The sequence below is a fragment of the Teichococcus oryzae genome (assembly GCF_008386565.1).
GTDB lineage: Bacteria > Pseudomonadota > Alphaproteobacteria > Acetobacterales > Acetobacteraceae > Pseudoroseomonas > Pseudoroseomonas oryzae.
The window spans coordinates 1,166,207-1,191,879 of the sequence record NZ_VUKA01000001.1 but is presented as its reverse complement, the minus strand read 5'-3'; the positions used below and the strand labels follow the sequence as shown (position 1 = coordinate 1,191,879).

Sequence of the window (25,673 nt, the reverse complement as noted above, 5' to 3'; positions counted from 1 at the left end):
CGATTGCCCTGGCAAAATCTCTCCTATACCAGTTGGCCATGAGCCAAGAGTCCGCCAGCGCATTCCACACCCAGGATCATGCGGAAGATCCGGAAGCCCTGCTCCGCGACGCGGATGCACGCCGCGGCGAAGGGCGCTGGGCCGAGGCGGCCGGCCTTTACCGCCGCGTCGTCGGGTTGTGGCCGGAATCCTGGGCGCTCATGGTCCAGGAGGGTCATTGCCTAAAGGAATCGGGCCGGGTTCAGGAAGCGCTCGCCCGCTATCGCGACGCCGAGAACCTAGCTCCGGATGATGCCGACCTGCAGCTCCAGATCGGCCATGCCCATAAGCTCCTGGGCGAATGGCAGAACGCCGCGCTGGCCTATGCCCGCGCCGTTTCGCTCGATCCGGGCAATGCCGATGCGTGGCGTGAGGCCTCGGCCACCGCGGAATGGCTGGTGAGGCAGGCACCGGCACAGGCGCCGGACGATGAACTGCCACCGCTTGAGGGTTTCCCGACGCCTTCGCCGATCGCACTTTCCCCTTCGGATGACCGGCCGGAACCGGCGCCACGGCGCGACAACGCGGCCGTGCTGCAGATGGTCCTCGATGTCACGGACCTGCTGGACTACTTCAACAACGCCCGGACGCCGACCGGCATCCAGCGCGTGCAGATGGGCATCGTCAGCCGCGCGATGGCCGAGCCGTCGCATCCCGAGCTTGAGCTCTGCTTCGCCGCCTATGACCCGGCCGACCTTGCCTGGCATGAGGTGGACAGCGCGGGCTTCAACCATCTGACCTATCTAGCGACCATCGGGTCGGATACCGAGGACCCGTCCTGGGTGATGGCCAGGGACAGCCTTCGGCAGCTTGCCGCCAATTCGCCCGGCTTTGCCTTCCGGCAGGACGCGCTGCTGGTCAATCTGGGCAATTCCTGGGGCTTCCCGGATTATTTCCGGGCGCTGCGGGCCGTGCAGCACAGCCATGGCGTCCGCTACATTCCCTTTATTCATGATTGCGTGCCCCTTGTGGTGCCGGAGCATTGCCTGCTCTCCATGGTGCAGGATTATTCGCGCTGGTTCGCGGCGGTCGGGCTCCACGCCCATGGCATCCTCTGCAATTCCGAGAATACGATGCGGGATGTGCGGCAGCATCTGAACGCATTGCTGCCGGATCTCGATCTTCCCGGCCATGTCATCCGCCTGGATGCCGATCCCCGCAGCGTGGCCGTCCCGTCGGGCGACCCGGGCCTCGCCGCGCTGAGGGCGCTGCGGCATGGCGAACGCTTTGTGCTTTTCGTGGCCACCATCGAAAGCCGGAAGGACCATCTCCTGGTGTTCCAGGCCTGGCTCCAGCTGCTGCGCCGCCATGGTCCGCTGAAGGTGCCGAGGCTGGTTTGCGTCGGCAAGGCAGGATGGCACTCGGAAGCCGCGCTGAACCTCCTGCACAATGCGCCGGAATTGCAGCGCCATGTCGTGCTGCTGTCGCGCATCTCTGATCAGGAACTGGGCGCGCTCTACAGCCGCTGCCTGTTCACGGTCTACAACAGCCACTACGAGGGCTGGGGCCTGCCGATCACCGAGGCGCTGGCGCATGGCAAGGTGGTGCTCACCGCGCAGCATTCCGCGCTGACCGAGGCGGGCGGCGAGGCCGCGATCTACTTCACGCCCCAAAGCCAGCCTGACCTTCAGCAGAAGCTGGAACACCTGATCTTCAACGACGAGGCCCGCCACGAGCAGGAAGCCGTGGTGCGCGAAAAGGGCCGGCCGCGCAGCTGGAGCGCGGTCAAGAACCAGACCCTGACCGCCGTGCTGGACCTCGCGAGGCGGCCCGCCCGGCCGCTGGCCGAGCGCAGGGCGATCCGCTTCGGGCAGCGCTATGAAACCCGCCGCTTCCTGCGCAACAGGCCGGACATGGCCGTGGCCCTGGCGGAATCGGTGCGGGATGGCTTGTGCTGGCATCCTGCCGAGGAATGGGGCGTCTGGTGCCGGGGCGGCACCGCGACATTGCGCATCCCGCTGCCCGCCGCGCCCGAAGGATCGGCGCTCCGGCTTTACCTGGAACTGCGCGCGCCGCCGGTTGCCATCACCCTGCCGGTGCGGTGCAGCAGCGCCGATGGCCCTGCCCTGATCTATGAACTGCCCCTGGAGGCCACCACCGACCGGACCTTCATGCTCGACCTTCCGCCACTGGGCTCCGCGAGCCTGCTGGAGATCGAGCTGGAGAACGGCAATGGCGTCGATCTCGGCGCCCTGGGATTGCCGGACCCGCGCAGGCTTGGTGTGGGCCTGCGCGGCTTCATGATCTGCCGCCTGGATGACCATGCGGCGCGGCTCGATTTCCTGGAACAGCAAGGCTTCTACCAGGCCACGCTCCCTTAAGGGGGGCGGCTTTCCTCAGGCAGCGCTCTCAGGTTCCAGCGAAGTGGCTGTGGGACGGGCGGGCATTCCAGCGCCGCCCGCGAACCGCCTTCAGCCGGCGAGCACAGCCCGGATCGCGGCCAGTGCCGCCTCGGCCTTCTCCGCCTCCGGGCCACCGGCCTGGGCCATGTCCGGGCGTCCACCGCCACCCTTCCCGCCAACCGCCGCGCTGCCGGCCCGCACCAGGGCAACAGCATCCGCGCGCCCCTTCGCCGCCTCGCCCACGCCGACCACGATGCTGGCCTTGCCTTCCGCCGTGGAAAGCAGCGCCACCACGTCGGTGGTGCCGGACTTCAGGATGGCCTCGGCCAGCCCCTTCAGGTCGCGCGGCGGCACCTCGCCCAGGTCGCGCCCCGAGAAGCGCAGCCCCGCCACCTCCTCGATGGCGGCGTCGGAGCCGCCGGTGGCCAGCTTCTTGCGAAGGTCGGCCACGTCGCGCTCCAGCTTGCGCCGCTCCTCCACCAGGGCGGCGATGCGCGCCGGCAGCTCGGCGGGGGCGATCTTCAGCGCCGCGGCGGCCTCGCGCAGCGTGCGCTGCTCCGCCTCGATCAGCGCCAGGGCGGCGGCGCCGGTCACGGCCTCCACGCGCCGCACGCCGGCCGAGACGGCGCTCTCGCCCACGATCTTGAACAGGCCGATATCGCCCGTGCGCCGCACATGCGTGCCGCCGCACAGCTCCAGCGAATAAACGCCGTGCTTCTCGGTGGCCTCGGGGTCATGCCCCATGCCGACCACCCGCACCTCGTCGCCATACTTCTCGCCGAACAGCGCCATGGCGCCGGCCTCGACGGCGGCCTCCGGCGTCATCAGCCGCGTCACCACCTCGGCGTTCTCGCGGATGCGGGCATTCACCTCGGCTTCCACCCAGGCGAGGTCGGCAGGGTTCATCGGCGTCGGCTGGCTGACGTCGAAGCGCAGCCGCTCCGGTGCGTTCAGCGAGCCCTTCTGCGCCACATGGGTGCCGAGCTGGCGGCGCAGCGCCTCGTGCAGCAGGTGGGTGGCGGAGTGGTGGGCGCGGATGGCGCCACGGCGGGCATGGTCCAGCTCGGCCAGCACCGCCTTGCCCGGCGCCGCCTCGCCCGCCTCCACCGTGCCGAGATGCACGAACAGGCCGAGCTTCTTCTGGGTGTCCCGCACGGCGATGCGCAGGCCGTCGGCGGCCGTGATGGTGCCGGTGTCGCCCACCTGGCCGCCGCTCTCGGCGTAGAAGGGGGTCTGGTTCAGCACCACGGCCACCTCGGTGCCGGGGCCGGCCTTCTCCGCCACCGCCCCATTGGCCACCACGGCCAGGATCTCGCCCTCCGCGCTCTCAGTCGAGTAGCCGAGGAACTCGGTGGCGCCGATGCGGTCCTTGAGGTCGAACCACAGCGTCTCGGTGGCCGCCTCGCCGGAGCCGGCCCAGGCGGCGCGGGCGCGCTTCTTCTGCTCGGCCATGGCGGCCTCGAAGCCGGCGACATCCACCGCCTTGCCCTCGCCGCGCAGCGCGTCCTGCGTCAGGTCGAGCGGGAAGCCGTAGGTGTCGTAGAGCCTGAAGGCGACGTCGCCCGGCAGGGTGCCACGGTCGCCCAGCTTGCCGCTTTCCTCCGCCAGCAGGCCGAGGCCGCGCTCCAGCAGGCTGCGGAAGCGGTTCTCCTCCAGCTTCAGCGTCTCGCTGATCAGCGATTCGGCGCGCACCAGCTCGGGATAGGCGGCGCCCATCTGGCGCACCAGGGCGGGCAGCAGGCGGTAGAGCAGCGGCTCCTTGGCGCCCATCATGTGGGCGTGGCGCATGGCGCGGCGCAGGATGCGGCGCAGCACGTAACCGCGCCCTTCATTGGAGGGCATAACGCCATCGGCGATCAGGAAGGCGCCGGAGCGGAGATGGTCCGCCACCACGCGGTGGGACACCTTGAAGGGCCCGTCCGCCTCCTGCCCCGTCGCCTCGGCCGAGGCCAGGATCAGCGCGCGGAAGGTGTCGATGTCGTAGTTGTCGTGCTTGCCCTGCAGGATGGCGGCAAAGCGCTCCAGCCCCATGCCGGTGTCGATCGAGGGGCGCGGCAGCGGGTTGCGGGTCCCCGCCGGCTCCTCCAGGTACTGCATGAACACCAGGTTCCAGATCTCGATGAACCGGTCGCCATCCTCGTCCGGCGAGCCGGGCGGGCCGCCGGGGATCTTGTCGCCATGGTCGTAGAAGATCTCGGAGCACGGGCCGCAGGGGCCGGTGTCGCCCATCCGCCAGAAATTGTCGGAGGTCGGGATGCGGATGATCTTCTCATCCGTCAGCCCGGCGATCTTCTTCCACAGCACCGCCGCGTCCTCGTCCTCCGAGAACACGGTGACGAGCAGCTTCTCCTTCGGCAGCGCGAAGTCGCGGGTCAGCAGGGTCCAGGCGTGCTCGATCGCCTGTTCCTTGAAGTAGTCGCCGAAGGAGAAGTTCCCCAGCATCTCGAAGAAGGTGTGGTGGCGCGCCGTGTAGCCGACATTGTCGAGGTCGTTGTGCTTGCCGCCGGCGCGCACGCTCTTCTGGGCGGTGGTGGCGCGGGAATAGGGCCGCTTCTCCTGCCCGGTGAAGACGTTCTTGAACTGAACCATGCCGCTGTTGGTGAACATCAGCGTCGGGTCGTTGCGCGGCACCAGCGGCGAGGATTCCACCACCGTGTGGCCATTGCGGGCGAAGTAGTCGAGGAAGGTGGCCCGGATATCGTTGCTGCTGGTCATCGTCCGCTGTCTTGCCCTGGAGCCGGCGAAAAGGTTGGCGGATGACGTAGCGCGCTCTTTCCATCCTTGGAAGGGCCGCCTTGGAAGGGCCGGATTGGCCTGGGCGGTGGTGGGCAGGTGCAGCCGACGCGCCGAAGCCGCTATATTGCCCCCATGCCGCCGCGCAAAACCACACCCACCGCCGACCTGTTCGCCCCCGAGCCGTCCGTCGCCGGCGACGACGTTCCCGGCGCCACCACGCCCCGCCCGCTGGCCGATCGCCTGCGCCCGGCGGTGGTGGGAGAGGTGGTGGGCCAGGGCCACCTGCTGGGACCTCAGGGCAGCATCAGCCGCATGCTGGAACGGGGTGCCCTTGCCTCGCTGATCCTCTGGGGCCCGCCCGGGGTGGGCAAGACCACCATCGCCCGCCTTCTGGCGGAGGCATCCGGGCTGCGCTTCGCGCCGCTCTCGGCCGTGTTCTCCGGCGTCGCCGACCTGAAGCGGGCCTTCGACGAGGCACGGACCCGGCGCTCCAACGGCCAGGGCACCTTGCTGTTCGTGGATGAGATCCATCGCTTCAACCGCGCCCAGCAGGATGGCTTCCTGCCGGTGGTGGAGGATGGAACGGTGGTCCTGGTCGGCGCCACCACGGAAAACCCGTCCTTCGCCCTGAACGGCGCCTTGCTGTCCCGCTGCCAGGTCATGGTGCTGAAGCGCCTCGACGACGAGGCCCTGGAACAATTGCTGACCCGCGCCGAGGCAGAGGCCGGGCGCGCCCTGCCGGTCGACCGGCAGGCACGGGACGTGCTGCGCGCCATGGCGGATGGCGATGGACGCTACCTCCTGAACATGGCGGAGCAGCTCCTCGCCTTGCCGGCAGATGCCCGGGAACTCGATTCCGCGGGCCTTGCTGCCTTGCTGGCCAAGCGCGCGGCGCTTTACGACAAGGACCGGGAGGAGCATTACAACCTGATCTCCGCCCTGCACAAATCGCTGCGCGGCAGCGACCCCGATGCGGCGCTGTACTGGTTCGCGCGCATGCTAGAAGGCGGCGAGGACCCCCGCTACATCGCCCGCCGCCTGACGCGCTTCGCGGCGGAGGATGTGGGCCTGGCCGACCCGACCGCCCTGCCCGCCGCCATCGCGGCCTGGGAAACCTACGAGCGGCTGGGCACCCCCGAGGGCGAGCTGGCCCTGGCGCAGCTCGTGGTGCATCTCGGCACCGCGCCGAAGTCGAATGCGGTCTACGCCGCCTATAACGAGGCCCGGCGGGCTGCGCGAGAAACCGGCAGCCTGATGCCGCCCGCCCATATCCTGAACGCGCCGACGAAGCTGATGAAGCAATTGGGCTATGGTCGGGGCTACGACTACGACCACAATGCCGAGGACGCGTTCAGCGGCCAGAACTATTTCCCGGACGGCATGGAGCGGCAGGCCTTCTATCGGCCTGCCGGGCGCGGCCGGGAAGCCGCGATCCTGGAGCGGTTGCAGCACTGGGCGGAGCTTCGAACCCGAAGGGCGGACCGGAAGGAACGATGACCTCGCCAGGCGGACCATGGGCGCCGCATCTGCTCGGCCTGGTGGCGGCGGGCGGCGCCGCCGGATCGGTGCTGCGCTATGCTGTCGGCATCTGGTGCGCGCAGCGCTTCGGCGCGGAACTGCCCTGGGGCACCCTGGCGGTCAATGTCGCCGGCAGCGCCACGATCGGCCTGTTGGGTGGGCTGATGATCGGCGGCATGTCCATAACCAACGAGACACGCCTTTTGCTCATCACCGGGGTGCTGGGCGGCTTCACGACCTTTTCGGCTTTTTCCCTGGATGTCGGCCTGCTTGCCCAGCGTTCCGCGCCCACGGCTTTTCTTTACCTGATGGCCACGCTGGTGCTGGGACTTGGCGCCTTTGCGTTGTGTTTCTGGCTGGGACGGCAAGTGTAGGCGATGAGTCCCCACGCTACCCCTGCTAGAAGCCCGTTCAGAATGACAATGAGAGCGCCATGACCATTCAGCACCGCACGGTGCATGCCGCCGATGCCGAATCCCGGCTGGACCGCTGGTTTCGCCGGCACTTCCCGCAGGTGACTCAGGGCGCCCTGCAGAAGATGCTTCGCACCGGACAGATCCGCGTCGATGGCAAGCGGGCCGAGGCCAGCACCCGCCTGGAACGCGGCCAGGAAATCCGCATCCCACCCCTGCCGGAAGGTCCCGCGCCGGAGCCCGTGCAGCGTGAACGCCGAGTGTCGGAGGAGGATGCGCGCGCGCTGGAGCAGATGGTGCTGTACCGCGACGAGCACATCATCGCCCTCAACAAGCCGCATGGCCTGCCGGTGCAGGGCGGGCCGAACATCCGCAAGCATCTCGACGGCATGCTGGATGCGCTGATCTTCGACGCTGAGGAGCGCCCGAAGCTGGTGCACCGGCTCGACCGGGACACGTCCGGCGTGTTGCTGCTGGGGCGCAGCGCCTTCGCCGCCAACCGGCTGGCTTCCGCCTTCCGGGGCCGCGATGCGGAAAAGACCTACTGGGCGATCGTCGTGGGGCAGCCGCAATACCAGGGCGGCCGCATTGACATGCGCCTGACCAAGCAGGGCGGTCCCCGTGGCGAGCGCATCGTCCCCGCGGAAGGCCGTGACGGCACCCATGCCGTGACGGAGTTCAGCACGGTCGATGTGGCGCGGCGCCATGCCACATGGCTGGAACTGAAGCCGCTGACGGGCCGGACCCATCAGTTGCGCGTCCACTGCGCCTCGGCCCTGGAATGCCCGATCCTGGGCGATGGCAAGTATGGCGGGCAGGCCGCGCATCTGGAGGGGATGTCGCATGCCCTGCACCTGCACGCGCGCTCCATCCGGGTGCCGCATCCCGATGGCGGCACGCTGGAGGTCACCGCCCCCCTGCCGCCGCATATGGCGGAAAGCTTCACATTCCTGGGCTTCGAGAAGCCCCGCACGCCCCCTGCCCGCCGCCTGGGCTGACGGACATGAAAAAGGCGCCGGTCGATCCGGCGCCTTTCTCGCATTCCGCGGAAGGTGGCCTTACTCCGCCGCCGCCGCTTCCTCGCTGTCCGGGGTGGTCATCATGCTGTTGGTCACGATGCCCGCCTGTTCGCGAATGCGCTTCTCGATGCTGTCAGCCATTGCGGGATTGTCGCGCAGGAACTGCTTGGCGTTCTCGCGCCCCTGCCCGATGCGCTGGCTGTCGCAGGAAAACCAGGCGCCCGACTTCTCGACCACGCCGGCCTTGACGCCGAGGTCGATCAGCTCGCCCACCTTGGAGACGCCCTCGCCATACATGATGTCGAACTCGACCTGCCGGAACGGCGGGGCCATCTTGTTCTTCACCACCTTCACGCGCGTCTGGTTGCCCGTGACCTCCTCGCGGTCCTTGATCTGGCCGATGCGCCGGATCTCCATCCGCACGGAGGCGTAGAACTTCAGCGCGTTGCCGCCCGTGGTCGTTTCCGGATTGCCGAACATGACGCCGATCTTGAGCCGGATCTGGTTCAGGAAGATCAGCAGCGTGTTCGAGCGGGAAACGGAGCCGGTCAGCTTGCGGAGCGCCTGGGACATCAGGCGGGCATGCAGGCCGACATGGCTGTCGCCCATCTCGCCTTCCAGCTCGGCGCGCGGCACCAGGGCGGCGACGGAGTCGACCACCAGCACGTCCACGGCGCCGGAGCGCACCAGCGTATCGGCGATCTCAAGCGCCTGCTCGCCGGCATCGGGCTGCGAGATCAGCAGGTTGTCCACGTCCACGCCCAGCTTGCGGGCATAGCCGGGGTCCATCGCATGCTCGGCGTCGATGAAGGCGCAGGTGCCGCCGCGCTTCTGCGCCTCGGCGATGGCATGCAGCGCCAGCGTGGTCTTGCCGGAGCTTTCCGGACCGTAGATCTCGATGATGCGGCCCTTCGGCAGTCCGCCAATGCCCAGCGCCAGATCGAGGCCAAGGGAGCCGGTCGGCACCACATCCACCTCATCGGATTGCTGCTTGGCGCCCATCCGCATGATGGAGCCCTTGCCGAAGGCCCTCTCGATCTGGCTGAGCGCGGCGTCCAGCGCCTTGTTCTTGTCCATTCTGGAATCCCCTATGCCCGAAGGCGACTGTGCTGCGCGGCTGCCGCCGGCTGGCGCCCCGATGCGCAATGCCGAAAACGCCGATCCGTTTCGCTATGATCACATTATCGCGACAGGAACCCCTTTCCCAGCACCTTGAAAGGGTATTCGTCCCGCTGTCAGATGTTCCTTATATGTTCTTTAAGGCTCCGCATGCAAGAACTCTGTCACCCCTTTACGCACCGCCCTACGGCCTCCACCAGTTCGGCAGGACGATAGGGTTTTGAAAGATAGTCGGTGCTGCTTTTCACGTTTCCCTCTCGCACCATGGCAGGGGCGTAACCGCTCACCAAGAGCACCGGCGTCCGGGGCAGCCGCCGATGGAGTTCCGCCGCGAGTTCGGTTCCAGCCATTCCTGGCATGACCACGTCGGAAACCAGGATGGCGGGCTTGAGACCCTGATCCAGCAGCGCCAGGGCGTCTTCCGCGTCCTCTGCCGCCACCACCTCCCAGCCGGCCCGCTTCAGCGCCCGCTCGGCAAGCTGCCGCAGCGGCGCCTCGTCTTCCACCAGCAGGATCGGCTGGCCAGCCGGGTCGGCGTTTCTGGAAGCCGCCTCCGCCTCCGGAGCCGGCATGGGTACCCAGGCGGGTGGAGCGTCCTCGATCCGGGGAAGCAGGATGCGGATGCGGGTTCCCCGCCCTACCTCGCTTTCCACCAGAAGATACCCGCCCGACTGGCGCACGATGCCATGCACCGTCGCCAGCCCCATGCCCGTGCCGCCCTGCTGCGCCCGGCTGGTGAAGAAAGGCTGGAAGATGCGGGGCAGCAACCCGGCCGGAATGCCATGGCCTGTGTCGGCCACCTCCAACATGGTCCAGCGTCCCGGCGGCACGTCCTCAGGCTCGGCCCGCAGCGGCTCCAGAAGGAGGGCGCGGCCCGTCATCAGGGTCAGGGTTCCTCCATCGGGCATGGCCTGCCGGGCATTCATGGCCAGGTTCATCAGAACGCGGTCGAGCTGTGACGGATCGATCCGCACCTGCCGTTCCGGTTCATCAAGCTTCAGTTCCAGATCGATCCGCTGCCCCAGCAAGGGCTGCAACAGTCCGGCGATGCCCCGAACGGCCTGATTGAGGGGCACGAGGCGTGGGGTCAACACCTGCTGCCGAGCATAGGCCAGCAACTGCCGAACCAGGGCCGCGCCCCGTTCCGCCGCCTGGCTGACCTGCCGGAGATCGGCCCGGATCGCTTCCTCAGCCATTGGCCCATTCTGCTGCAGGGCCTGATCCGCGGCACTCACGATAACAGCCAGGAGGTTGTTGAAGTCATGCGCGATCCCGCCGGCAAGCGTGCCGAGGGCCTGAAGCCGGTCGGCTTCCGCCAGCTGCGCCGCCATGGCCTGCCTTTGCGTCACATCCCGCAGCAGCAGGACGCATGCACCATCTTCCAGGACGATCCGGACCGGTGTCATCAAAGGCGCCTGATGGCCGTCCGGCGCGGCTAGGGAAAGCTCCACCTCCGGCACGCGATCCGCCCACCAGGCCTGAAAGGCCGGCCGGCTGGCGGCAGCGAAGATGCGATCGGCTGCCATGCCACGCCGGACCGGCATGGTGGGCCCCAGGGCGCGCTTCAGCGCGAGGTTGGCGGCAACGGCGCAACCCGTCCCATCCAGCAGCAGGGCCGCATCCGGCAGCTGATTGAAAAGCTCGCCCTGGCGCTCATTCGTGTCGGGCACCTTTCCGCGGCGGCGCAGCAGGCCATTGATCAAGCGCATGCCGTTTCAGGGCGCATGGCCTGGGTCATGATCCCGGGAAAGACAGGCAAGGGCATCGGACAGCAGGGCGTGGCCTGCCGCCAGGGCCACGACGCTCGCCGGGGTCATCACCCCTCCCCTTCGGCGCGGAGCCGGCAGGTCTTGCGAGGCATGCCGGATTTCGCGGGCGAGAGCCGCACGCTGCGTGGCGGCATGAGCCTCGACCTGCCGCAGGCTTTCCTCAAGTGCTTCATGCATCTCCACGCGGCCGGTCCCTTTCGCGAGGCGCCAGGATGCCGCGGGGACATGAAGGAACCATTAACCGGCGCGGTTCACCTTTGCTCAACCCCATCCTTCTAAGCTGGCGGGATGAGACACGATGCCCAGGCTGTCCTTGCCACCGCGCAGCACCTTGAGGGCCTGCTGACTGTCGCCCTCGGGCTGGCGGAAGGCGGGCGGCGCATCGACCTCAGTGGCCTGGATCGGGAAATCGCCGCCCTGTGCCTCGCGGCGCTTGGCCTGCGGGGGGCGGAACGGCGCCAATGCCGCCTCCCCCTGCTGTCCCTGCAACGGCGCGTGGAAGTGTTGCAGGCCCTGGCGCCCCAGGACGCCGCGCGCAGGAAGCGCGGCGGCTGAGGCTTCAGCCCTGCGGCAGGTGCCGGCTGATGTAGGGCGGCAGGTTGAAGGCGCCGGCATGGATCTCCGGCGTCCAGTATTCGGTGCTGCCCAGGATGCCGGCCGCCTTGGCGCGGCTGCGGATGGTTTCAACATCCACCTTCCGAAGGTCGGCATCCTTGGCCGCCCAGCCCAGCGTCATGAAGCCGCCGACATAGGTCGGAACCGCCGCCACATAGGCCCAGATGTCCGGAAAGGACTTGCCGCGGCGCAGGCTGGTTTCGGCCAGTTCCTCGGCCTGCATGATGGGAACGCCACATTGGTTGACGATCAGCCCGCGGCCAGACAGCAGGCGAGCGGCATTGCTGTAGAACTCGTCGGTGAACAGCACCTCGCCGACGCCGATCGGGTCGGTCGAATCAACGATCACCACGTCGAAGCTGCCGGCTTCCGCCTTGCGGACATATTCGATTCCGTCACCGACGATCACCTCGGCACGCGGGTCGTTCCAGGCACCAGCGGCAATGTCGGGCATGTGCTCCTTGCACAGACGGATCACCTCGCCGTCGATCTCGACCATGACGGCCTTCTCGACATTGCGGTGCTGGAGCACGCGCCGCAGCACGCCACCGTCGCCGGCGCCGATGATCAGCACGCGCTTCGCGTCCCCATGCGCCAGCAGCGGCACATGGGTCAGCATCTCCTGGTAAACGAACTCGTCCTTCTCCGTGATCTGCACCACGCCATCGAGCAGCATCACGCGACCATGGCTGTAGCTTTCGAACAGCATGATGTCCTGAAAGGCACTCTGCACGCGGGCCAGCTCGCGCTTCACCAGGAAGCGCTGCCCCCACTCGGGATAAAGGGTTTCGTTGACCCAGGAGTCGGTCGGCATCGGCGTTTATCCTCAATCCATAACAAGAAGGCGGGATCCTAGGATCCCGCCCCCGGTCGCGTCACATGAAGGGCTGCGGTCAGCCGATCAGGCCGCGCTTGTGCTCGGCGAGCTGCACGCGCTCGGGCTCGAAGCCCTTCTTCAGGATCGGCACCGCCTTGTACGGGTTGCAGATGCCACAAACGAAGATGTCGAGCGCGGCATAGGCCCGCTCCGGCCAGGTGTGGATCGAGACGTGGCTCTCGGCCAGCACCAGCACACCGCTCACGCCACCATTCGGGGAGAAGTGGTGGAAGTGGCCGTGCAGGATGGTCGCGCCGGTCTCGATGGCGGCCTCACGCAGCACGGAATCGATATGCGCAGGGTCGTCGAGATTCGTGGCACCCCACAGATCGACGATCAGATGCGTGCCCGCAAAGCGCACACCGTCACGTTCGACGAAGTAATCCTTCGCCTCGCCGTGAGTATCAACAGACTGGGCTTCGCTCGGGCTGCAATCCGAAACCATCCCCAGCGGAGAAACGAGAGCGTCCATGGCTCGGGGGCTCCTTCCCACCAGAAGATGACCAGGGTGATCGTGGATCGATCAGGTCAACGGGAGCGGCTTATGGGCCATAGGGGGGCCGGGCCGCAAGGAAAATCGGGACTTGAAGGCCGAAAAAATCGCGGGTCCTCCCCGCGTGGAGCGCGGATCTCGTCGTGTGGATGGCGAAACTGCCCGCAAATGCCCCCCGTATCGCCGCTTCTTCCTCGGAAAACCTACGGTCCGCTTTTATTCAAGGCCCAAGGCACGCAAAACCCCTTGCCGGCCTGCTCAAGCCTGCTATACCCCGCCGCCTGCGCTGGATGGGTGGCCGAGTGGTCGAAGGCGCACGCCTGGAAAGTGTGTATACCTCAAAAGGGTATCGTGGGTTCGAATCCCACCCCATCCGCCATCAACCTCTCCGGTTGCCTTCGCATTTTTCGTAGCCAAGCGTAACGCCGCATGGCGCGTTTCCGATGGCGGGCCATATATGGTCCATGCCCATCGCCGATCCGTCACGTCGCCGCAGCCTGCTGGGCCTTGCCGCGGCATCGCCGCTCGTCCTGGCAGCGGCGCCGCGGAACGATGGGCGGCTGGATCCCGCGCTGGCGGCGGCGGAAGCACTGGAGCCGCTGCATGCGGTGATTGTCGCGCAGCATGGCGAAGTTCTGGCGGAGCGACGCTTCCGGGGTCCGGCCACCGACCGGCCCGCGAACGTCAAATCCGTTTCCAAGTCGATCATCGCGGCCCTGGTCGGCATTGCCATCGAGCGTGGCCATCTGGAAGGCACAGGGCAGCGCATCGCGCCGCTTCTGCGTGACAAGCTGCCATCCGATCCGGACCCCCGTTTGGCGCAGGTCACCATTGGCCACCTTCTGGCCATGCGGGCGGGGCTGGAACGCACCTCGGGCAGCTTCTACGGAAGCTGGGTTTCAAGTTCGGATTGGGTTCGCGCCGCGCTTGGCCGGCCCTTTGTCGCCGATCCGGGCGGCCCGATGCTGTATTCCACCGGGAACACGCATCTGCTGTCGGCGATCCTGACGCGCCGCACCGGCCGCACGACGCTGGATCTGGCGCGCGACTGGCTGGGCAACCCGCTGGGCATCCGCATTCCGCCCTGGCCGCGTGATCCGCAGGGGATCTATTTCGGCGGCAACGACATGCTGTTGTCACCCCATGCCTTGCTGCGCTTTGCCGAGATGATCCGGCAGGGCGGCCGCTCCGGCGGCCGGCAGGTCGTTCCCGAAGCCTGGATCAGGGCAAGCTGGGAGCCGCAGGCACCTTCCTTCTTCACCGGCGACTTCTATGGCTATGGCTGGTTCCTGCGCCGCGACCAGGCGCATCCACGCTTCTATGCCTGGGGATTTGGCGGGCAGATGGTGCATGTGGTGCCAACGCTGGGCCTGAGCATCGTCGTGACCTCCGACCCGACGCAGCGCTCCGGTGGCGCGGGCGGGCATGCCGCTGCCCTGCACCGACTGGTGGAGCACGATATCATCCCCGCCCTCGCCGGCTGAGGCGGACCGCCGAAACCGCGGGACGACCTTGGTACTTCCCCGGGGTACTTCCCCGGCTGGAGAAGGAGAAAAGCCGATGCGTTTCCTGGGCGAATGGATGGCCGATTCGATCCGCCTCGGCCTGGCTCTGGCCCTGGCCCTGCTCGCCATGCAGATCCCGGCGGTGGCGCAATCCTACCGCGCGGCGCTGTCACAGGTGGTGGCGGCCACCGAGCGGGACATCGCCGAGCGGCACCGCATCGCCCGCGATTACTACCGCCTGCCGCAGGAAGCTCCCCCTTCGGAAATCCTGGAATCCCTGCGGCGTTCCGAACCGGCCAATGCCGCCGGCCTTGTCGCATCGGCCGAGCAGGCGGCGCTGCTGCGCAACACGGCGGAACGGCTGGACAGTGCCTCCCCCCTCACCCGCCCGCTCCTGGCGCTCTGGGATGGCATGGTGGATGAGCGCGCCGGCAAGCAGGCCATCCTGCACCGCGCCTGGGAAGATCATGTGCCGAGCGTGCTGCTCAGCGCGGCGCCTGCCAGCTATGGCCTGGGCGGGCTGATCCTGGGCCTGCTGCTGGCCCGCCTGCTGCTCGCGCCGTTCATCGCCCGCCATTATCGCCACGCCTGAACCCTTGCCATCGGATCGCCGCCGGATGTCGTTGCTGAAGCCTGGATTGATTCTGTTCCTGATCTTCTTCGTGCTGCCCTTGTCCGTTTCCGCCGCGCTCTACTACGCCAGCGGCACCGGGACCGGCTGGCGCACTGCGGATCGCTCAAGCGCCGGATTGCTGCCCCCGGCGGCGAGCCACCATCCCGCCGTGGTCCGCGTCTTCGCCGCGCAAACCGTGCGCTGGCGCGGGATCTTCGCGACCCATTGCTGGATCGTGTTCAAGCCGGAAGGCGCGGCGTCCTACAGCCGCTACGACTACACGGCCTGGGGCGAGCCGATCCGGCTGAACGGCTTCGAGCCGGATGGCCGCTGGTTCGGTGCCCGCCCCGAAACGGTGTATGCCGCGGATGGCGCGGCCGCGGCGGCGCTGATCCCGGCCATGCAGCAGGCGATCGAGACCTATGCTTGGCGCAACCGGGGCGATTACCGTGCCTGGCCGGGGCCCAACTCGAACACCTTTGTCGCCGCCGTGCTGGACACCTTGCCAGGACTGGCGGCGGCGCTGCCCCCGACCGCCATTGGCAAGGATTTCCCTTATGATGGGCGCTGGCTGCGCTTCACCCAGTCCGGCACGGGATTTCGGCTCAGCCTTGGCGGCTATGCGGGGCTGACGCTGGGCTGGGTCGAAGGGATCGAGGTCAACATCCTGGGCGCGGTGGCGGGGCTGGATGTCCGCCGGCCGGCCATCAAGTTGCCGGGTCTGGGACGCATCGGCATGCGTGGCCATGATGGGCCGGCAACACCCCTGCCCGGCGCGCTGGCCTCTGGCTGAGGCGCCGTTCCCTCAGTCTACGATGAACAGCCGGGCCCCGTTCTCGCTTGAGGACCGGTGGGCCGCATCCCCGAAATCGGACACGGTGTAGCCCTGGCCGGCACTGAAGGTGAAGCAGCGGCCATCCTTCAGCTCGGTCTTCAACTCGCCATCCAGCACGTAGAGCACATGGCCCCGGTCGCACCAGTGATCGGCGAGATAGCCAGGCGAATACTCGACCACGCGCATGCGCACATCGCCGTTCATCAGGGTGCGCCACAATGCGCTGCCCTGCTCCCCCGCATGCTCGGTGGCCGGCAGGGCATCCCAGTGGACGCTGGTGAAAGGCAGTGGCGGCAGCTTCAAGGCGGTCCCTCCAATGGTGGCAGCACCATGCAGAATGCAACAAGCCGGCGCAACCCGGCAGGCATCAGGGCAGGCGCGCGAGCCGTTCCAGCAACAGGTCGAAGAAGCCCTCGGCATCCGCCTGGTTCAGCCAGGTGGCGTTCGGCTCGCGCCCGGTCACGCCGAACCAATCGGCTACCGTCATGCCCAGCGACAGCGGGCTGACGATTTCCACCGCAACATTGATGCGGCGGCCGACGAACAATCCGGGCCGCAGCAGATGCGCGATCACGCAGGGATCGTGCAGGGGTATGCCCTCCTGTTCCCGCTCCCGCTGCGGGCTACCATCCGCATCCGAGAACATCCTCGCCACCGCCCGCGCCGCGGCGGCATCGATCGAACGCAGCCGCGTCAGGCGTTCCCGTGTCAGCCGCACCTGATGCGTCAGGTCCAGCGGCAGCAAGGTCAGCGCGATGCCGCTGTTCAGCAGCACTTCCGCCGCATCGGGATCGGCATGGACGTTGTATTCGGCGGCTGGCGTCACATTGCCGCCTTCGCTGCGCGCGCCCGCCATCCAGATCACCTCGGCGATGCGCGAGGCGATATCGGGCGCCTTCACCAGAGCCAGGGCAAGGTTAGTCGCGGGGCCGAGCAGGCACAGCGTGATCTCCCCCGCTGCCGCGCCGCGCAGAATGCCAACCAGCATGTCCACCGCGTGTTCGGGTCGTGCCGGGACCGAGGGTTCTGGAAGGATCAGACCCTGGAGGCCAGTGTCGCCATGCACATGCTCCGCCGTGACTGGCGGCCGCACCAGCGGGCGCGCGCAGCCGCCATAAACAGGGATGTCAGGCCGTCCGGCCAGTTCCAGCAGCCGGCGCGCGTTCCCCTCGGTGCGCGCCAGGGGCACGTTGCCCGCCACCGCCGTGAGCGCCAGCACCTCAAGCTCCGGGGAAGCCAGGGCCAGCAGGATGGCAACGGCATCGTCCTTGCCAGGATCGGTATCGATAATGATCTTGCGGGCCATGGCGGGTGCCTCGTCGATGGGTTCAGGCAAGGCCGAGACGGCGTGCCGCCAGGGCAACGCAGGCCTCGAACATGTCCAGGGAGTCGAAAGGCCGGTCGCGCCCATCGGGAGGGATCAGCATGGGGTGGCCGCCGGCCTGCACCAACGCGCCCTCGATCATCAGGTTGTCGGGCAGGCCGAAACCTTCCACCGTCACACCCGGGATCGGGTCAGGCAGGACGGAACCGTGCTGGCGGCAGCGTTCCGAGAACGGCGCCGCGCTGTTGGAATAGCCGAAAACCGGCCGTCCTCGGCCAAGGAACCAGCCGATCTCCACCAGCGTGCCGCTATCGGCGGAAACGCCGCGAAAGGGCGTCAGATTGGCGATGACAAGGTCGCACCCGTCCATCATGCCGATGTCCTTGCGGTAAAGGGTGGCCCACGCCTCCTCCGCCGGCAGGGTGCCAAGACTCGCCAGGTCCTCGTTCAATGGTGGGCGCCCGTCGATGCCATGCCGGGCGCAGATTGCCACCTTGCGGGCGGCATGGGACGGCGCGTCGGGCAGGAACACGTCCGGGCCGGCGAGATAGGCGCGTGGCTTCATGACGGGCTTCCGCCCAGATGGCCGGGACCGAAGAAGTGCGGCAGCAACTCCGCCAGGGTGGTGGCCAGCAGCATGCGTCCTTCCGCGTTGACCATGCGCAGGGGAGTCGCCGGGGCGGCAAATTCGCGGATCTTCTGGCGGCAGCCGCCGCAAGGGCTGCAGGGCCTGTCGCCATCGCCGGCCACCACAACTTCGGCGATGCGGCGCCCCCCGGCCAGCGCCATGGCCGCGATCGCCCCAGCCTCGGCGCAGCTGCCTTCCGGGAAAGCGGCGTTCTCGACATTGCAGCCGGAGAAGATCGCGCCTTCCTCCGTGCGCAGCGCGGCCCCGACGGTGAAGCGTGAATAAGGCGCGTAGGCATTGGCCCGGGCGGCCAGCGCGGCTGCGATCAAGGGATCGGACATGGCTCAGCGCTCCTTCACATAGGGCTGGCCGCTGGCCTTGGGCGGCAGGGCGCGCCCCATGAAGCCCGCCAGCAGCACCACCGTCAGCAGATAGGGCAAGGCCTGGATCGCCTGCACCGGAAAGGCGCCGATGCCCGGCAGAACCACGCCCTGCAGGCGGATGGCGGCGGCATCCAGGGCACCGAACAGCAGGCAGGTGAGCAGGATGCGCCCCGGCTGCCATCCCCCCAGGATCATCGCGGCCAGCGCGATATAGCCCCGCCCGGCGATCATGTCCCGCTGGAATCCCGCCCCCTGAGCCGTGGCGACATAGGCGCCCGCCACGCCGCACAGCACCGAGGCGATCAGCACCCCCGCGTAACGCAGCCGCGTGACGGAAACGCCCGCTGTGTCCACCGCGGCGGGATGCTCCCCCGCCGCGCGCAGGCGAAGCCCGAAGCGCGTCCGCGCCAGCACGAATGCACTCACCGGCACCAGCAGCAGCGCCAGATAAACCAGCGCCGTCTGCCCGCCGACCAAGGACGCATAAAGCCGGCCCAGAACCGGTATCCCGGCCAGGATTTCCGCCCCAGGCATGGAAAGCGGCAGGAAGCGCGCGGCGGCGGATAATGGCGGCGTTTGCCCGCCCAGGCCGAACCAGGCCAGGGCCAGCGTCGCCGTCAGGCCCGAGGCGATGATGTTGATCGCCATGCCGGACACCACCTGGCTGCCACGCAGGGTTATGCAGCCAAAGGCATGCACCAGCCCGAGGCCGCAGGAAGCGGCCACGGCCGCCAGCAGGCCCAGCATCACCTCCCCCGTCACCGCGGCGGCGGCGGCGGCGGCGAAGGCGCCCACCAGCATCTTTCCTTCCAGCCCGACATCGACAATGCCGGCGCGCTCGGAAAACAACCCGGCCAGCGCGGCCAGCAGCAGGGGCGTGGCCAGCCGCAGCGTCGCCGCCAGGATCGGCAACAGGATGTCCAGCGCCTCCGTCATGCACGCGCCGGAACCAGCAGGCGCATCAGTGCCGGGCGCAGCATCAGTCCCAGCGCCCCGGTGAACAGGATCACCAGTCCCTGGATCAGCACGACGATTTCCGAAGGCACGTCCGGCACCTCGAACGCCATTTCGGCGCCGCCCTGCGTCAGGGCCCCGAACAGCAGCGCCGCCAGCAGCACGCCGAGCGGGTGGTTGCGCCCCATGAGCGCCACGGCGATGCCGGTGAAGCCATATCCCCCCGTGAAGCTCAGCAGCAGCTTGTGCTGCGCTCCCAGCAGCTCATTCACCGCGACGCCGGCGGCCAGCGCGCCCGACAGGGCCATGGCGGCAATGATCACCCGCCCTTCATCGATGCCGGCATAGCGCGCGACATCCGGGCTCTGTCCCGCCACGCGCAGCCCATAGCCCCAGGGCGTCCGCCAGATCAGCAGCCAGACGCCCAGCGCCGCCAGCAGCGCCAGCACCAGCGCCAGGTTCAGCGGCGTGGAGGCGGCGAAGCCGAGGAACGACAGGGAAGGCAGCGACGCCGCATCGGCGAAGCTGCGCGATTCGGGCGACATCGAGCCGGGCGCGATCAGCACGTTGACGACCAGATGGACCATCAATGAGGCCGCGAGGAAGTTGAACATGATGGTGGTGATGACGATGTGGCTGCCGCGCCGCGCCTGCAGCCAGCCCGGGATGGCTCCCCAGGCCGCGCCGAACAGCGCGCCGCCCGCGATCGCCAGCGGCACCAGCAGCGGGGCGGGCAGCCCTTCCAGGTTCAACGCCACCAATGCCACCCCCAGCCCGCCGATATAGGCCTGGCCTTCAGCGCCGATGTTGAACAAGCCGGCCTGGAAGGCCACAGCGACCGCCAGGCCCGTGAAGGCCATGTTGGTGGCGTAGTACAGCGTGTATCCAATGGCGTCGGCCGAGCCGAAGCTGCCCACCACCAGCGCCCGCAGCGCCACCACCGGATCGCCGCCAGTCAGCAGCACCAGCAGCGCCGTCACCGCCAGGGCCAGAAACAGGTTCAGCGCCGGCAGAACCGCCAGATCCACCCAGCGTGGCAATGCCGCGGATGGCGCGCTCATGCCGCATCCTCCTGGGCAATGCCAGCCATCAGCAGGCCGAGCTTGCGCTCATCGGCCTCGGCAGCCGCCAGCTCGCCCATGATCCGGCCGCCGCACATCACCAGGATCCGGTCGCTCAAGGCCAGGATCTCCTCGATCTCCACCGACACCATCAACACCGCCCTGCCCGCCGCGCGGTGCGCCAGCAGCCGCTGGTGGATGGCGTCGATGCCGCCGATGTCAACGCCCCTGGTCGGCTGCCCCACCAGCAGGACTTTGGGGTCGCGCTCGATCTCCCGCCCCAGGATCAGCTTCTGCTGGTTGCCGCCCGAGAACAGCGCGGAGCGCAGGGCCGGATCAGGCGGCCGCACGTCGTAGTCGCGCATCAGGCGCCGCGCATGCGCCGCCATGGCACGGGGCGACAACAATCCGCCACGCCGCCAGCGCGGATCGTCCTGATGGCCAAGGATGGCGGTGGCGGCGGCATTGTCCTGGCGCAGCAGGCCGCTGCGCAGGCGATCCTCCGGCACATGGCCAATGCCCTTGCGCCGCAGCAGGGCCGCATCGAAGCGACCGGCGGGAAAGACGGTTTCGCCGGCCAGCCGGATCTCCCCGGCGGCGGGGCGCCGCATTCCGGCCAGGGCTTCCAGCAGTTCCCCCTGCCCGTTCCCGGCGACGCCGGCGATGCCCAGGATCTCGCCGCCGCGCAGCGCGAGATCCACGCGGCTTACCCGCTCCACGCCGGCCTTATCCCGCACCGAAAGACCCCGCGCCTCCAGCAACAGCGGCCCTGCCGGCATGGGCGGCAATGGCGTCGGCGCCGCAAGCCGGCGGCCGATCATCAGTTCGCCCAGTTCCGCAGGAGTGGTGGCACCCGTGTCGCGATGCGCCACCATCCGCCCGGCGCGCATCACGGAAACGCGGTCCGTGACGGCCATGATCTCGCGGAGCTTGTGGGTGATCAGCAGCACGGTTCGGCCCTGGTCGCGCAGGGCGCGCAGCACGCGGAACAGGTCGTCCGCTTCCTGCGGCGTCAGGACGCCGGTGGGCTCGTCCAGGATCAGCACCCCGGCACCGCGATACAGCGCCTTCAGGATCTCGACCCGCTGCTGCGCGCCGACCGGGAGATCCGCGACACGCGCATCGGGATCGACGCCGAGGCCGTATTCCGCGCCGAGCCGCCTGAGTTCCGCCCGCGCCCGGGCCGCGCCTCGCGCCAGCAGCGGCCCTCCCTCAGCGCCGAGCATGACGTTCTCCAGCACGGTGAAGCGCTCAACCAGCATGAAGTGCTGATGCACCATCTCGATGCCCAGGCGGATTGCGTCACGGCTGTCGCGGATGGTGGCTTCCTGGCCGTTCACCAGGATGGTGCCGGCATCGGCCTGGTAGAAGCCGTGCAGGATGGCCATCAGGGTGGATTTGCCGGCGCCGTTCTCGCCGACGATGCCGTGGATGTGCCCGCGCCGGACCACGAGGTCGATGGCGCGATTGGCGTGCACGGCGCCGAAGCGCTTGTCGATGCCGCGCAGCTCGATGGCGGCCGGAGCGCGATCCGGGAGCGCCATCAGTTCGGGCAGGAGCCGGTGCTCATGTAGTCATGCACAGTGATGCGGCCGGCGATGATGTCGGCCTTGGCCTGATCGACGCGGCGGCGCATCTCGGGCGTCACGATGGCGGCGTTGTTCTCGTCGAAGGCGAGGCCCACGCCGTCCTCGGCCAGTCCCAGCACCTGCGTTCCCGGCTTCCACTGGCCGGTGCGTGCTTCCTCCAGGGAGGTTTGCGTGGCGATGTCGAGCTGCTTCACCATGCTGGTCAGCACGCTGCCCGGATGCAGGTGGTTCTGGTTGGAATCGACGCCGATGCCGAACTTGCCCGCATCGGCTGCCGCCTGCAGCACGCCGTTGCCGGTGGCGCCGGCCGCATGGAAGATGATATCGGCGCCGCGTTCGATCTGCGAGCGCGCCAGTTCCGCGCCGCGCACGGGATCGTTCCAGGCGGTTGGCGTCGAGCCTGTCATGTTCTGCAGCACCTCGATCCGCGGATTGGCGGCCTTGGCGCCCTGCACATAGCCGCAGGCGAATTTCCGGATCAGCGGCACATCCATGCCGCCGACAAAGCCGACCTTGCCGGTGTCGCTCTTGAGCGCCGCGACCAGGCCTGCGAGGTAGCTGCCCTGTTCCTCCCGGAACAGCACGGATTCGACATTCGGCGCCTCCACCACGGCATCGATGATGATGAAGCGGACCTGCGGGAACTCGGCCGCCACGGTTTTCACCGCGCTGGCCTGGTTGAAGCCAACCGCGATGATCGGATTCTGCCCACGGCGGGCGAAGTTGCGCAGCGCCTGCTCGCGCTGGGTATCGTTCTGCGGCTCGAACTCGCGCACCGTGACGCCGCTGGACCGGGCAAAGGCCTGCCCGCCTTTGTGCACGCCCTCATTGAAGGATTTGTCGAACTTCCCGCCCATATCATAGACGATGGCGGGGGTGATCTCCGCGGCGCGCGCCGCGCCGAAGCTGACCAGCACGGACAATGCGGTGGCAAGCAGGACCTTCATGGTGGAACCCCCGTCGTGTTGCGTTGAAGGGCAGGCGAGCCTCTCAGCCGGCATGGCGGAGGCGGTATCGCGTGAAGCCATCCGGCGTGCTGCCGAGCGGCTCGGCATGGAAGCCGGGCGGGTGGAACCTCGCGGCGCCCGGCCCAGTGGCGAGAGTCACCCGCGCCGACGCCGGCCAGGGTGCCAGTGACCAGTTGTTGTCGGCGCCGGGGTCGATCGTCTTCTGCCCGACGATATAGCGCAGCACCACGTCGCGGTTCAGGTCGGGCGCTTCCAGCACGATGGTGCTGCCATCGGCGCCCGGGAAATTGCCGCCGCCGCCCGCGCGGTAATTGTTGGTGGCGACCAGAAAGATCTGCTCCGCCTCCACCGGCTTTCCGTGATGGGCCAGGTCCAGGATGCGGCGCGCCCCGGGTGCCGCCAGCCTGCCTTCGCCATCATAGCGGGAAGGCTGGGTGACATCGATGCGGTAGGTGACGCCATCGATGACATCGAAATTATAGGACGGGAAGCGCGGGTCGATCAGCGGCTGCTCCTCCGCCGAGGCCGGGTCAATCCGGTTGAACAGCCCGGCCGAGCGTTCCAGCCATTCACGCAGTTGCAGGCCGGTGATCCGCACCACGCGCAGCGTGTTCGGATACAGGTAGATATCCGCGACATCCTTGATGGCGAGCGGCCCAGGCCTGACATCGGTGTAGTAGTCCGGCCCACCGCGGCCGCCGGCCTTGAAGGGCGCCGCCGCCGACAGCAGCGGCAGATCGCCCATCCCGGCATTCCTGGCAAGGTCCCGCACATACCAGAGTTGGGCGTTGGAAACGATCTGAACAGAGGGGTCGTCCGCCACCAGGGCCCAGTAGCTGGTGATCGGCGCGCGTGTCTTACCCACCGGCTGGCGCACATAGGCCAGCGCCGCCTCGTGCTCCGCCCGTGCCGCCGCCAGCACCGGCTCGCTGGCGGGAACCGTGGGCACGATCCTGCGGTCCGCCATGCGCTCATAGATGGGCCGCGCCTCGGTGGCGAAGCCCGTCACCTTCCAGCCGCCCCCGCGCCGTTCCAGGGCCAGGTCGATGACGCCGAGATGGCTGCCCCAGAACCCGGCCATCACCGCCGGCACGCCATGCAGGGTGCCGCGCTGCGCATCCACCCCAGGGATGCCGGCGAAGTCCTTGCCCGGAAACACCAGGTGCTGATGGCCGGCGAAGATGGCGTCGATGCCGGGCACCTCGGCCAGTTGAAGCGCGGCATTCTCCGCGCCGGGCTTGGCTTCGCCGCCCGCAATGCCGGAATGGCACAGCGCCACCACGATGTCGGATTGTGCCCGCAGCGCCGGCAGGTGCTGGCGGGCGGCGTCCACGATGTCGGTGGCGGTGAGCCGCCCCTGAAGATGCGCCCGGTCCCATTGCAGGATCTGCGGGGGCACGAAGCCGATCACGCCGATGCGCAGCCTGTGGCTCCGCCCGGCCTCGTCCACCAGTTCCCGCGGGAGGACATTGGCCGGCGGCAGCAGCGGCGACCCGTCGGCCTTCAGCACATTGGCGCAGACGCTCGGGAAGTTCTGGCCGGCCAGGGCATGGCCAAGATAGTCCAGGCCGTAATTGAACTCGTGATTGCCCAGCGTGCCACAAGCATAACCGAGGCTGTTCATCGCCGCGATCACCGGATGCACCTGCCCCGGCCCGAGCCCGCGTGAATAGGCCATGTAGTCGCCGAGCGGGTTGCCCTGGATCAGGTCGCCATTGTCGAACAACAGCGTGTTGGGCACCTCCGCCCGCGCGGCCGCGATCAGGCTGGCGGTCCTGGCGAGCCCCACCGTGTCATCCGCACGGTCACGGTAATAATCATAGGGAAACACGTTCACATGAAGATCGGTGGTTCCCAGCAGTCGCAGCCGCATCCGGTCCGGGGATGCCTGCGCGGCCAGGGGCCAGGGCGCCGCCAGGGCGACGCTACCCAGCAGCAGGGCACGGCGGGAGAAGGAGATGCGCGACATGGGCGGCCTCCGCCAGGATGCGGCTGCATCTTCGGCGGCGGCGCGACGCCGATCAACCCTGACGCCGCGGCACGGCCCGGCCTTCCAGAGCGGGCCGCCCCTCCCCATATCCGCCCGCCAACCAGCCCACCGGGAACCGATCATGCGCGCCGTGCCTGCCAGCCTTCTCCTGCCCTTGCGCCAGATCGGCGATCCGGGTTTCCGGCGTCCCTTGCTGAAGGGAGTCGGCGCCGCCTTGCTGGCCTTCGCGGGCCTGGCCTGGCTGGCCGATTGGGGCGCCGGCGCCCTGGCGGGTGGCCAGGGATGGATGGCCACCGCGGCCGGGCTGCTTGGCGGGGCGCTGGTGCTGATCGGTGCCATCTGGCTGTTCGTGCCTGTGATGCTGGTCATCACCGGCCTTTTTCTCGACGATGTCGCGGATGCGGTGGAGCGGCGCTTCTATCCCGGCCTGCCCGAGGCGCAGGGCGCGCCCCTGGCGGCGCAGATCCGCGCCAACCTCGCGATGTCTGTGCGGCTGCTGTTGCTCAGCCTGCTGATCCTGCCGCTCGCCATCGCATTGCCGCCGGTCGGGGTGCTGCTGTTCTGGGCGGTGGCGACGGTGTCGCTGGGCTATGGGCTGTTCGAGGGGGTGGCGCAGCGCCGCATGTCGGTGCCCGAGTCGCGCCGTCTGCGCCGCCACCGCCGTTCGGAGGTTCTGGCGGTGGGTGGCGTGCTCGCGGCGCTGGCGGTGGTGCCGTTCGGCAATCTTCTGGTGCCGGTGCTGGGCACCGCGGCCATGACCCACCTGCTGCACCGTCGCGGCGCGGCCACCGCCGCGAAGGCCTGAGGCGGGCGGCACCGCCTGCCGGCTGGGCCGTTGCGCTGTTCCCGGGTTCCGTGCTCCGCTTCCGATGCGCTGCAATAC

23 protein-coding genes and 1 tRNA gene are annotated in these 25,673 nt (G+C 68.4%); 10 read left to right on the top strand and 14 right to left on the bottom strand.

Annotated features, from left to right (window positions below; all coding sequences use genetic code 11):
- The first annotated feature begins 38 nt into the window (after nucleotides 1-38).
- Nucleotides 39-2,360 carry a glycosyltransferase gene (locus F0Q34_RS05510; protein ID WP_149811072.1) on the top strand — a complete coding sequence of 774 codons (2,322 nt, stop codon included), beginning with the start codon at nucleotides 39-41 and terminating at the stop codon, nucleotides 2,358-2,360.
- A gap of 90 nt (nucleotides 2,361-2,450) precedes the next feature.
- Here F0Q34_RS05510 and alaS read toward each other — a convergent pair whose 3' ends face one another.
- Nucleotides 2,451-5,096, bottom strand: a complete 2,646-nt coding sequence (alaS, locus tag F0Q34_RS05505) for an alanine--tRNA ligase (RefSeq protein ID WP_149811071.1) — start codon at nucleotides 5,094-5,096, stop codon at nucleotides 2,451-2,453.
- A 153-nt stretch (nucleotides 5,097-5,249) separates the two neighbouring features.
- On the opposite strand from alaS, the gene F0Q34_RS05500 reads away from it, so the two are divergent.
- The 3 genes from F0Q34_RS05500 to F0Q34_RS05490 are packed head-to-tail and all read left to right on the top strand — an operon-like array spanning nucleotide 5,250 to nucleotide 8,046.
- The gene (locus F0Q34_RS05500; protein ID WP_149811070.1) at nucleotides 5,250-6,614 is read left to right on the top strand and encodes a replication-associated recombination protein A; all 1,365 of its coding nucleotides are present in this window, start codon (nucleotides 5,250-5,252) and stop codon (nucleotides 6,612-6,614) included.
- Nucleotides 6,611-7,009, top strand: a complete 399-nt coding sequence (locus F0Q34_RS05495; RefSeq protein WP_149811069.1) for a fluoride efflux transporter FluC — start codon at nucleotides 6,611-6,613, stop codon at nucleotides 7,007-7,009. The genes F0Q34_RS05500 and F0Q34_RS05495 overlap by 4 nt, the downstream gene beginning before the upstream one ends.
- Nucleotides 7,010-7,068: 59 nt before the next feature.
- On the top strand, nucleotides 7,069-8,046 hold the full coding sequence (locus F0Q34_RS05490) for an RluA family pseudouridine synthase (protein ID WP_149811068.1): 978 nt from the start codon (nucleotides 7,069-7,071) through the stop codon (nucleotides 8,044-8,046).
- A 60-nt stretch (nucleotides 8,047-8,106) separates the two neighbouring features.
- Here F0Q34_RS05490 and recA read toward each other — a convergent pair whose 3' ends face one another.
- Both recA and F0Q34_RS05480 read right to left on the bottom strand, forming a co-directional pair.
- Nucleotides 8,107-9,144: a recombinase RecA gene (recA, locus tag F0Q34_RS05485; protein ID WP_149811067.1), complete on the bottom strand. Its 1,038-nt coding sequence runs from the start codon at nucleotides 9,142-9,144 to the stop codon at nucleotides 8,107-8,109.
- A 206-nt stretch (nucleotides 9,145-9,350) separates the two neighbouring features.
- Nucleotides 9,351-10,895, bottom strand: coding sequence for an ATP-binding protein (locus F0Q34_RS05480; RefSeq protein WP_149811066.1), 1,545 nt, complete (start codon nucleotides 10,893-10,895; stop codon nucleotides 9,351-9,353).
- A 348-nt stretch (nucleotides 10,896-11,243) separates the two neighbouring features.
- Between F0Q34_RS05480 and F0Q34_RS05470 the strand changes: the two genes are divergently transcribed.
- The gene (locus F0Q34_RS05470; protein WP_149811064.1) at nucleotides 11,244-11,510 is read left to right on the top strand and encodes a hypothetical protein; all 267 of its coding nucleotides are present in this window, start codon (nucleotides 11,244-11,246) and stop codon (nucleotides 11,508-11,510) included.
- 4 nt (nucleotides 11,511-11,514) lie between these two features.
- Here the strand turns inward: F0Q34_RS05470 and speE are convergent, their stop codons facing one another.
- Both speE and speD read right to left on the bottom strand, forming a co-directional pair.
- Nucleotides 11,515-12,384, bottom strand: coding sequence for a polyamine aminopropyltransferase (gene speE, locus F0Q34_RS05465; RefSeq protein WP_149811063.1), 870 nt, complete (start codon nucleotides 12,382-12,384; stop codon nucleotides 11,515-11,517).
- A 79-nt stretch (nucleotides 12,385-12,463) separates the two neighbouring features.
- Nucleotides 12,464-12,919: an adenosylmethionine decarboxylase gene (gene speD, locus F0Q34_RS05460; protein ID WP_149811062.1), complete on the bottom strand. Its 456-nt coding sequence runs from the start codon at nucleotides 12,917-12,919 to the stop codon at nucleotides 12,464-12,466.
- Between the two features lie 309 nt (nucleotides 12,920-13,228).
- Between speD and F0Q34_RS05455 the strand changes: the two genes are divergently transcribed.
- The 4 genes from F0Q34_RS05455 (at nucleotide 13,229) to F0Q34_RS05440 (ending at nucleotide 15,851) form a co-directional block, all read left to right on the top strand.
- Nucleotides 13,229-13,319, top strand: a tRNA-Ser gene (locus tag F0Q34_RS05455).
- A gap of 85 nt (nucleotides 13,320-13,404) precedes the next feature.
- Entirely contained in the window at nucleotides 13,405-14,424 is a 1,020-nt protein-coding gene (locus F0Q34_RS05450) for a serine hydrolase domain-containing protein (RefSeq protein ID WP_149811061.1), read from the top strand.
- Nucleotides 14,425-14,500: 76 nt separating this feature from the next.
- Nucleotides 14,501-15,037, top strand: coding sequence for a DUF2937 family protein (locus F0Q34_RS05445; RefSeq protein WP_161600778.1), 537 nt, complete (start codon nucleotides 14,501-14,503; stop codon nucleotides 15,035-15,037).
- A gap of 25 nt (nucleotides 15,038-15,062) precedes the next feature.
- Nucleotides 15,063-15,851, top strand: a complete 789-nt coding sequence (locus tag F0Q34_RS05440; RefSeq protein ID WP_174241978.1) for a DUF3750 domain-containing protein — start codon at nucleotides 15,063-15,065, stop codon at nucleotides 15,849-15,851.
- A 12-nt stretch (nucleotides 15,852-15,863) separates the two neighbouring features.
- On the opposite strand, the gene F0Q34_RS05435 is transcribed toward F0Q34_RS05440, so the two are convergent.
- From F0Q34_RS05435 to F0Q34_RS05395, 9 genes are all read right to left on the bottom strand, one after another.
- A complete protein-coding gene (locus tag F0Q34_RS05435) occupies nucleotides 15,864-16,196 on the bottom strand; it encodes a DHCW motif cupin fold protein (RefSeq protein WP_149811059.1) in 333 nt (110 codons plus the stop codon).
- Nucleotides 16,197-16,260: 64 nt separating this feature from the next.
- A complete protein-coding gene (locus F0Q34_RS05430; RefSeq protein ID WP_306419378.1) occupies nucleotides 16,261-17,229 on the bottom strand; it encodes a nucleoside hydrolase in 969 nt (322 codons plus the stop codon).
- Nucleotides 17,222-17,782, bottom strand: coding sequence for a nucleoside 2-deoxyribosyltransferase (locus F0Q34_RS05425; protein ID WP_149811058.1), 561 nt, complete (start codon nucleotides 17,780-17,782; stop codon nucleotides 17,222-17,224). The genes F0Q34_RS05430 and F0Q34_RS05425 overlap by 8 nt, the downstream gene beginning before the upstream one ends.
- Complete coding sequence (gene cdd / locus F0Q34_RS05420) at nucleotides 17,779-18,186, bottom strand: cytidine deaminase (protein ID WP_149811057.1); 408 nt, start codon at nucleotides 18,184-18,186, stop codon at nucleotides 17,779-17,781. The genes F0Q34_RS05425 and cdd overlap by 4 nt, the downstream gene beginning before the upstream one ends.
- Before the next feature lie 3 nt (nucleotides 18,187-18,189).
- The gene (locus F0Q34_RS05415) at nucleotides 18,190-19,164 is read right to left on the bottom strand and encodes an ABC transporter permease (RefSeq protein WP_149811056.1); all 975 of its coding nucleotides are present in this window, start codon (nucleotides 19,162-19,164) and stop codon (nucleotides 18,190-18,192) included.
- Nucleotides 19,161-20,243, bottom strand: a complete 1,083-nt coding sequence (locus tag F0Q34_RS05410; RefSeq protein WP_149811055.1) for an ABC transporter permease — start codon at nucleotides 20,241-20,243, stop codon at nucleotides 19,161-19,163. Before F0Q34_RS05410 ends, F0Q34_RS05415 begins: the two co-directional genes overlap by 4 nt.
- Nucleotides 20,240-21,787 (bottom strand): ABC transporter ATP-binding protein, encoded by a 1,548-nt coding sequence (locus F0Q34_RS05405; RefSeq protein WP_149811054.1) that lies wholly within the window; start codon nucleotides 21,785-21,787, stop codon nucleotides 20,240-20,242. The genes F0Q34_RS05410 and F0Q34_RS05405 overlap by 4 nt, the downstream gene beginning before the upstream one ends.
- Nucleotides 21,787-22,779: a BMP family lipoprotein gene (locus F0Q34_RS05400; protein WP_149811053.1), complete on the bottom strand. Its 993-nt coding sequence runs from the start codon at nucleotides 22,777-22,779 to the stop codon at nucleotides 21,787-21,789. Before F0Q34_RS05400 ends, F0Q34_RS05405 begins: the two co-directional genes overlap by 1 nt.
- A 43-nt stretch (nucleotides 22,780-22,822) precedes the next feature.
- Nucleotides 22,823-24,769 (bottom strand): bifunctional 2',3'-cyclic-nucleotide 2'-phosphodiesterase/3'-nucleotidase, encoded by a 1,947-nt coding sequence (locus F0Q34_RS05395; RefSeq protein WP_149811052.1) that lies wholly within the window; start codon nucleotides 24,767-24,769, stop codon nucleotides 22,823-22,825.
- Between the two features lie 142 nt (nucleotides 24,770-24,911).
- On the opposite strand from F0Q34_RS05395, the gene F0Q34_RS05390 reads away from it, so the two are divergent.
- Nucleotides 24,912-25,595, top strand: a complete 684-nt coding sequence (locus tag F0Q34_RS05390; RefSeq protein ID WP_149811051.1) for an EI24 domain-containing protein — start codon at nucleotides 24,912-24,914, stop codon at nucleotides 25,593-25,595.
- The last annotated feature ends 78 nt before the right edge of the window (nucleotides 25,596-25,673 follow it).

Excerpts from the sequence above, each read along its gene's own strand:
- F0Q34_RS05480 (WP_149811066.1), bottom strand. The coding sequence starts at position 10,895 with ATGCGCTTGATCAATGGCCTGCTGCGCCGCCGCGGAAAGGTGCCCGAC.
- F0Q34_RS05405 (WP_149811054.1), bottom strand. The coding sequence starts at position 21,787 with ATGGCGCTCCCGGATCGCGCTCCGGCCGCCATCGAGCTGCGCGGCATC.
- F0Q34_RS05415 (WP_149811056.1), bottom strand. The coding sequence starts at position 19,164 with ATGACGGAGGCGCTGGACATCCTGTTGCCGATCCTGGCGGCGACGCTG.
- F0Q34_RS05500 (WP_149811070.1), top strand. The coding sequence starts at position 5,250 with ATGCCGCCGCGCAAAACCACACCCACCGCCGACCTGTTCGCCCCCGAG.
- F0Q34_RS05400 (WP_149811053.1), bottom strand. The coding sequence starts at position 22,779 with ATGAAGGTCCTGCTTGCCACCGCATTGTCCGTGCTGGTCAGCTTCGGC.
- speE (WP_149811063.1), bottom strand. The coding sequence starts at position 12,384 with ATGCCGACCGACTCCTGGGTCAACGAAACCCTTTATCCCGAGTGGGGG.
- F0Q34_RS05395 (WP_149811052.1), bottom strand. The coding sequence starts at position 24,769 with ATGTCGCGCATCTCCTTCTCCCGCCGTGCCCTGCTGCTGGGTAGCGTC.
- F0Q34_RS05490 (WP_149811068.1), top strand. The coding sequence starts at position 7,069 with ATGACCATTCAGCACCGCACGGTGCATGCCGCCGATGCCGAATCCCGG.
- F0Q34_RS05470 (WP_149811064.1), top strand. The coding sequence starts at position 11,244 with ATGAGACACGATGCCCAGGCTGTCCTTGCCACCGCGCAGCACCTTGAG.
- F0Q34_RS05510 (WP_149811072.1), top strand. The coding sequence starts at position 39 with ATGAGCCAAGAGTCCGCCAGCGCATTCCACACCCAGGATCATGCGGAA.
- F0Q34_RS05450 (WP_149811061.1), top strand. The coding sequence starts at position 13,405 with ATGCCCATCGCCGATCCGTCACGTCGCCGCAGCCTGCTGGGCCTTGCC.
- F0Q34_RS05440 (WP_174241978.1), top strand. The coding sequence starts at position 15,063 with ATGTCGTTGCTGAAGCCTGGATTGATTCTGTTCCTGATCTTCTTCGTG.
- F0Q34_RS05495 (WP_149811069.1), top strand. The coding sequence starts at position 6,611 with ATGACCTCGCCAGGCGGACCATGGGCGCCGCATCTGCTCGGCCTGGTG.
- speD (WP_149811062.1), bottom strand. The coding sequence starts at position 12,919 with ATGGACGCTCTCGTTTCTCCGCTGGGGATGGTTTCGGATTGCAGCCCG.
- alaS (WP_149811071.1), bottom strand. The coding sequence starts at position 5,096 with ATGACCAGCAGCAACGATATCCGGGCCACCTTCCTCGACTACTTCGCC.
- F0Q34_RS05390 (WP_149811051.1), top strand. The coding sequence starts at position 24,912 with ATGCGCGCCGTGCCTGCCAGCCTTCTCCTGCCCTTGCGCCAGATCGGC.
- F0Q34_RS05425 (WP_149811058.1), bottom strand. The coding sequence starts at position 17,782 with ATGAAGCCACGCGCCTATCTCGCCGGCCCGGACGTGTTCCTGCCCGAC.
- cdd (WP_149811057.1), bottom strand. The coding sequence starts at position 18,186 with ATGTCCGATCCCTTGATCGCAGCCGCGCTGGCCGCCCGGGCCAATGCC.
- F0Q34_RS05410 (WP_149811055.1), bottom strand. The coding sequence starts at position 20,243 with ATGAGCGCGCCATCCGCGGCATTGCCACGCTGGGTGGATCTGGCGGTT.
- recA (WP_149811067.1), bottom strand. The coding sequence starts at position 9,144 with ATGGACAAGAACAAGGCGCTGGACGCCGCGCTCAGCCAGATCGAGAGG.
- F0Q34_RS05445 (WP_161600778.1), top strand. The coding sequence starts at position 14,501 with ATGCGTTTCCTGGGCGAATGGATGGCCGATTCGATCCGCCTCGGCCTG.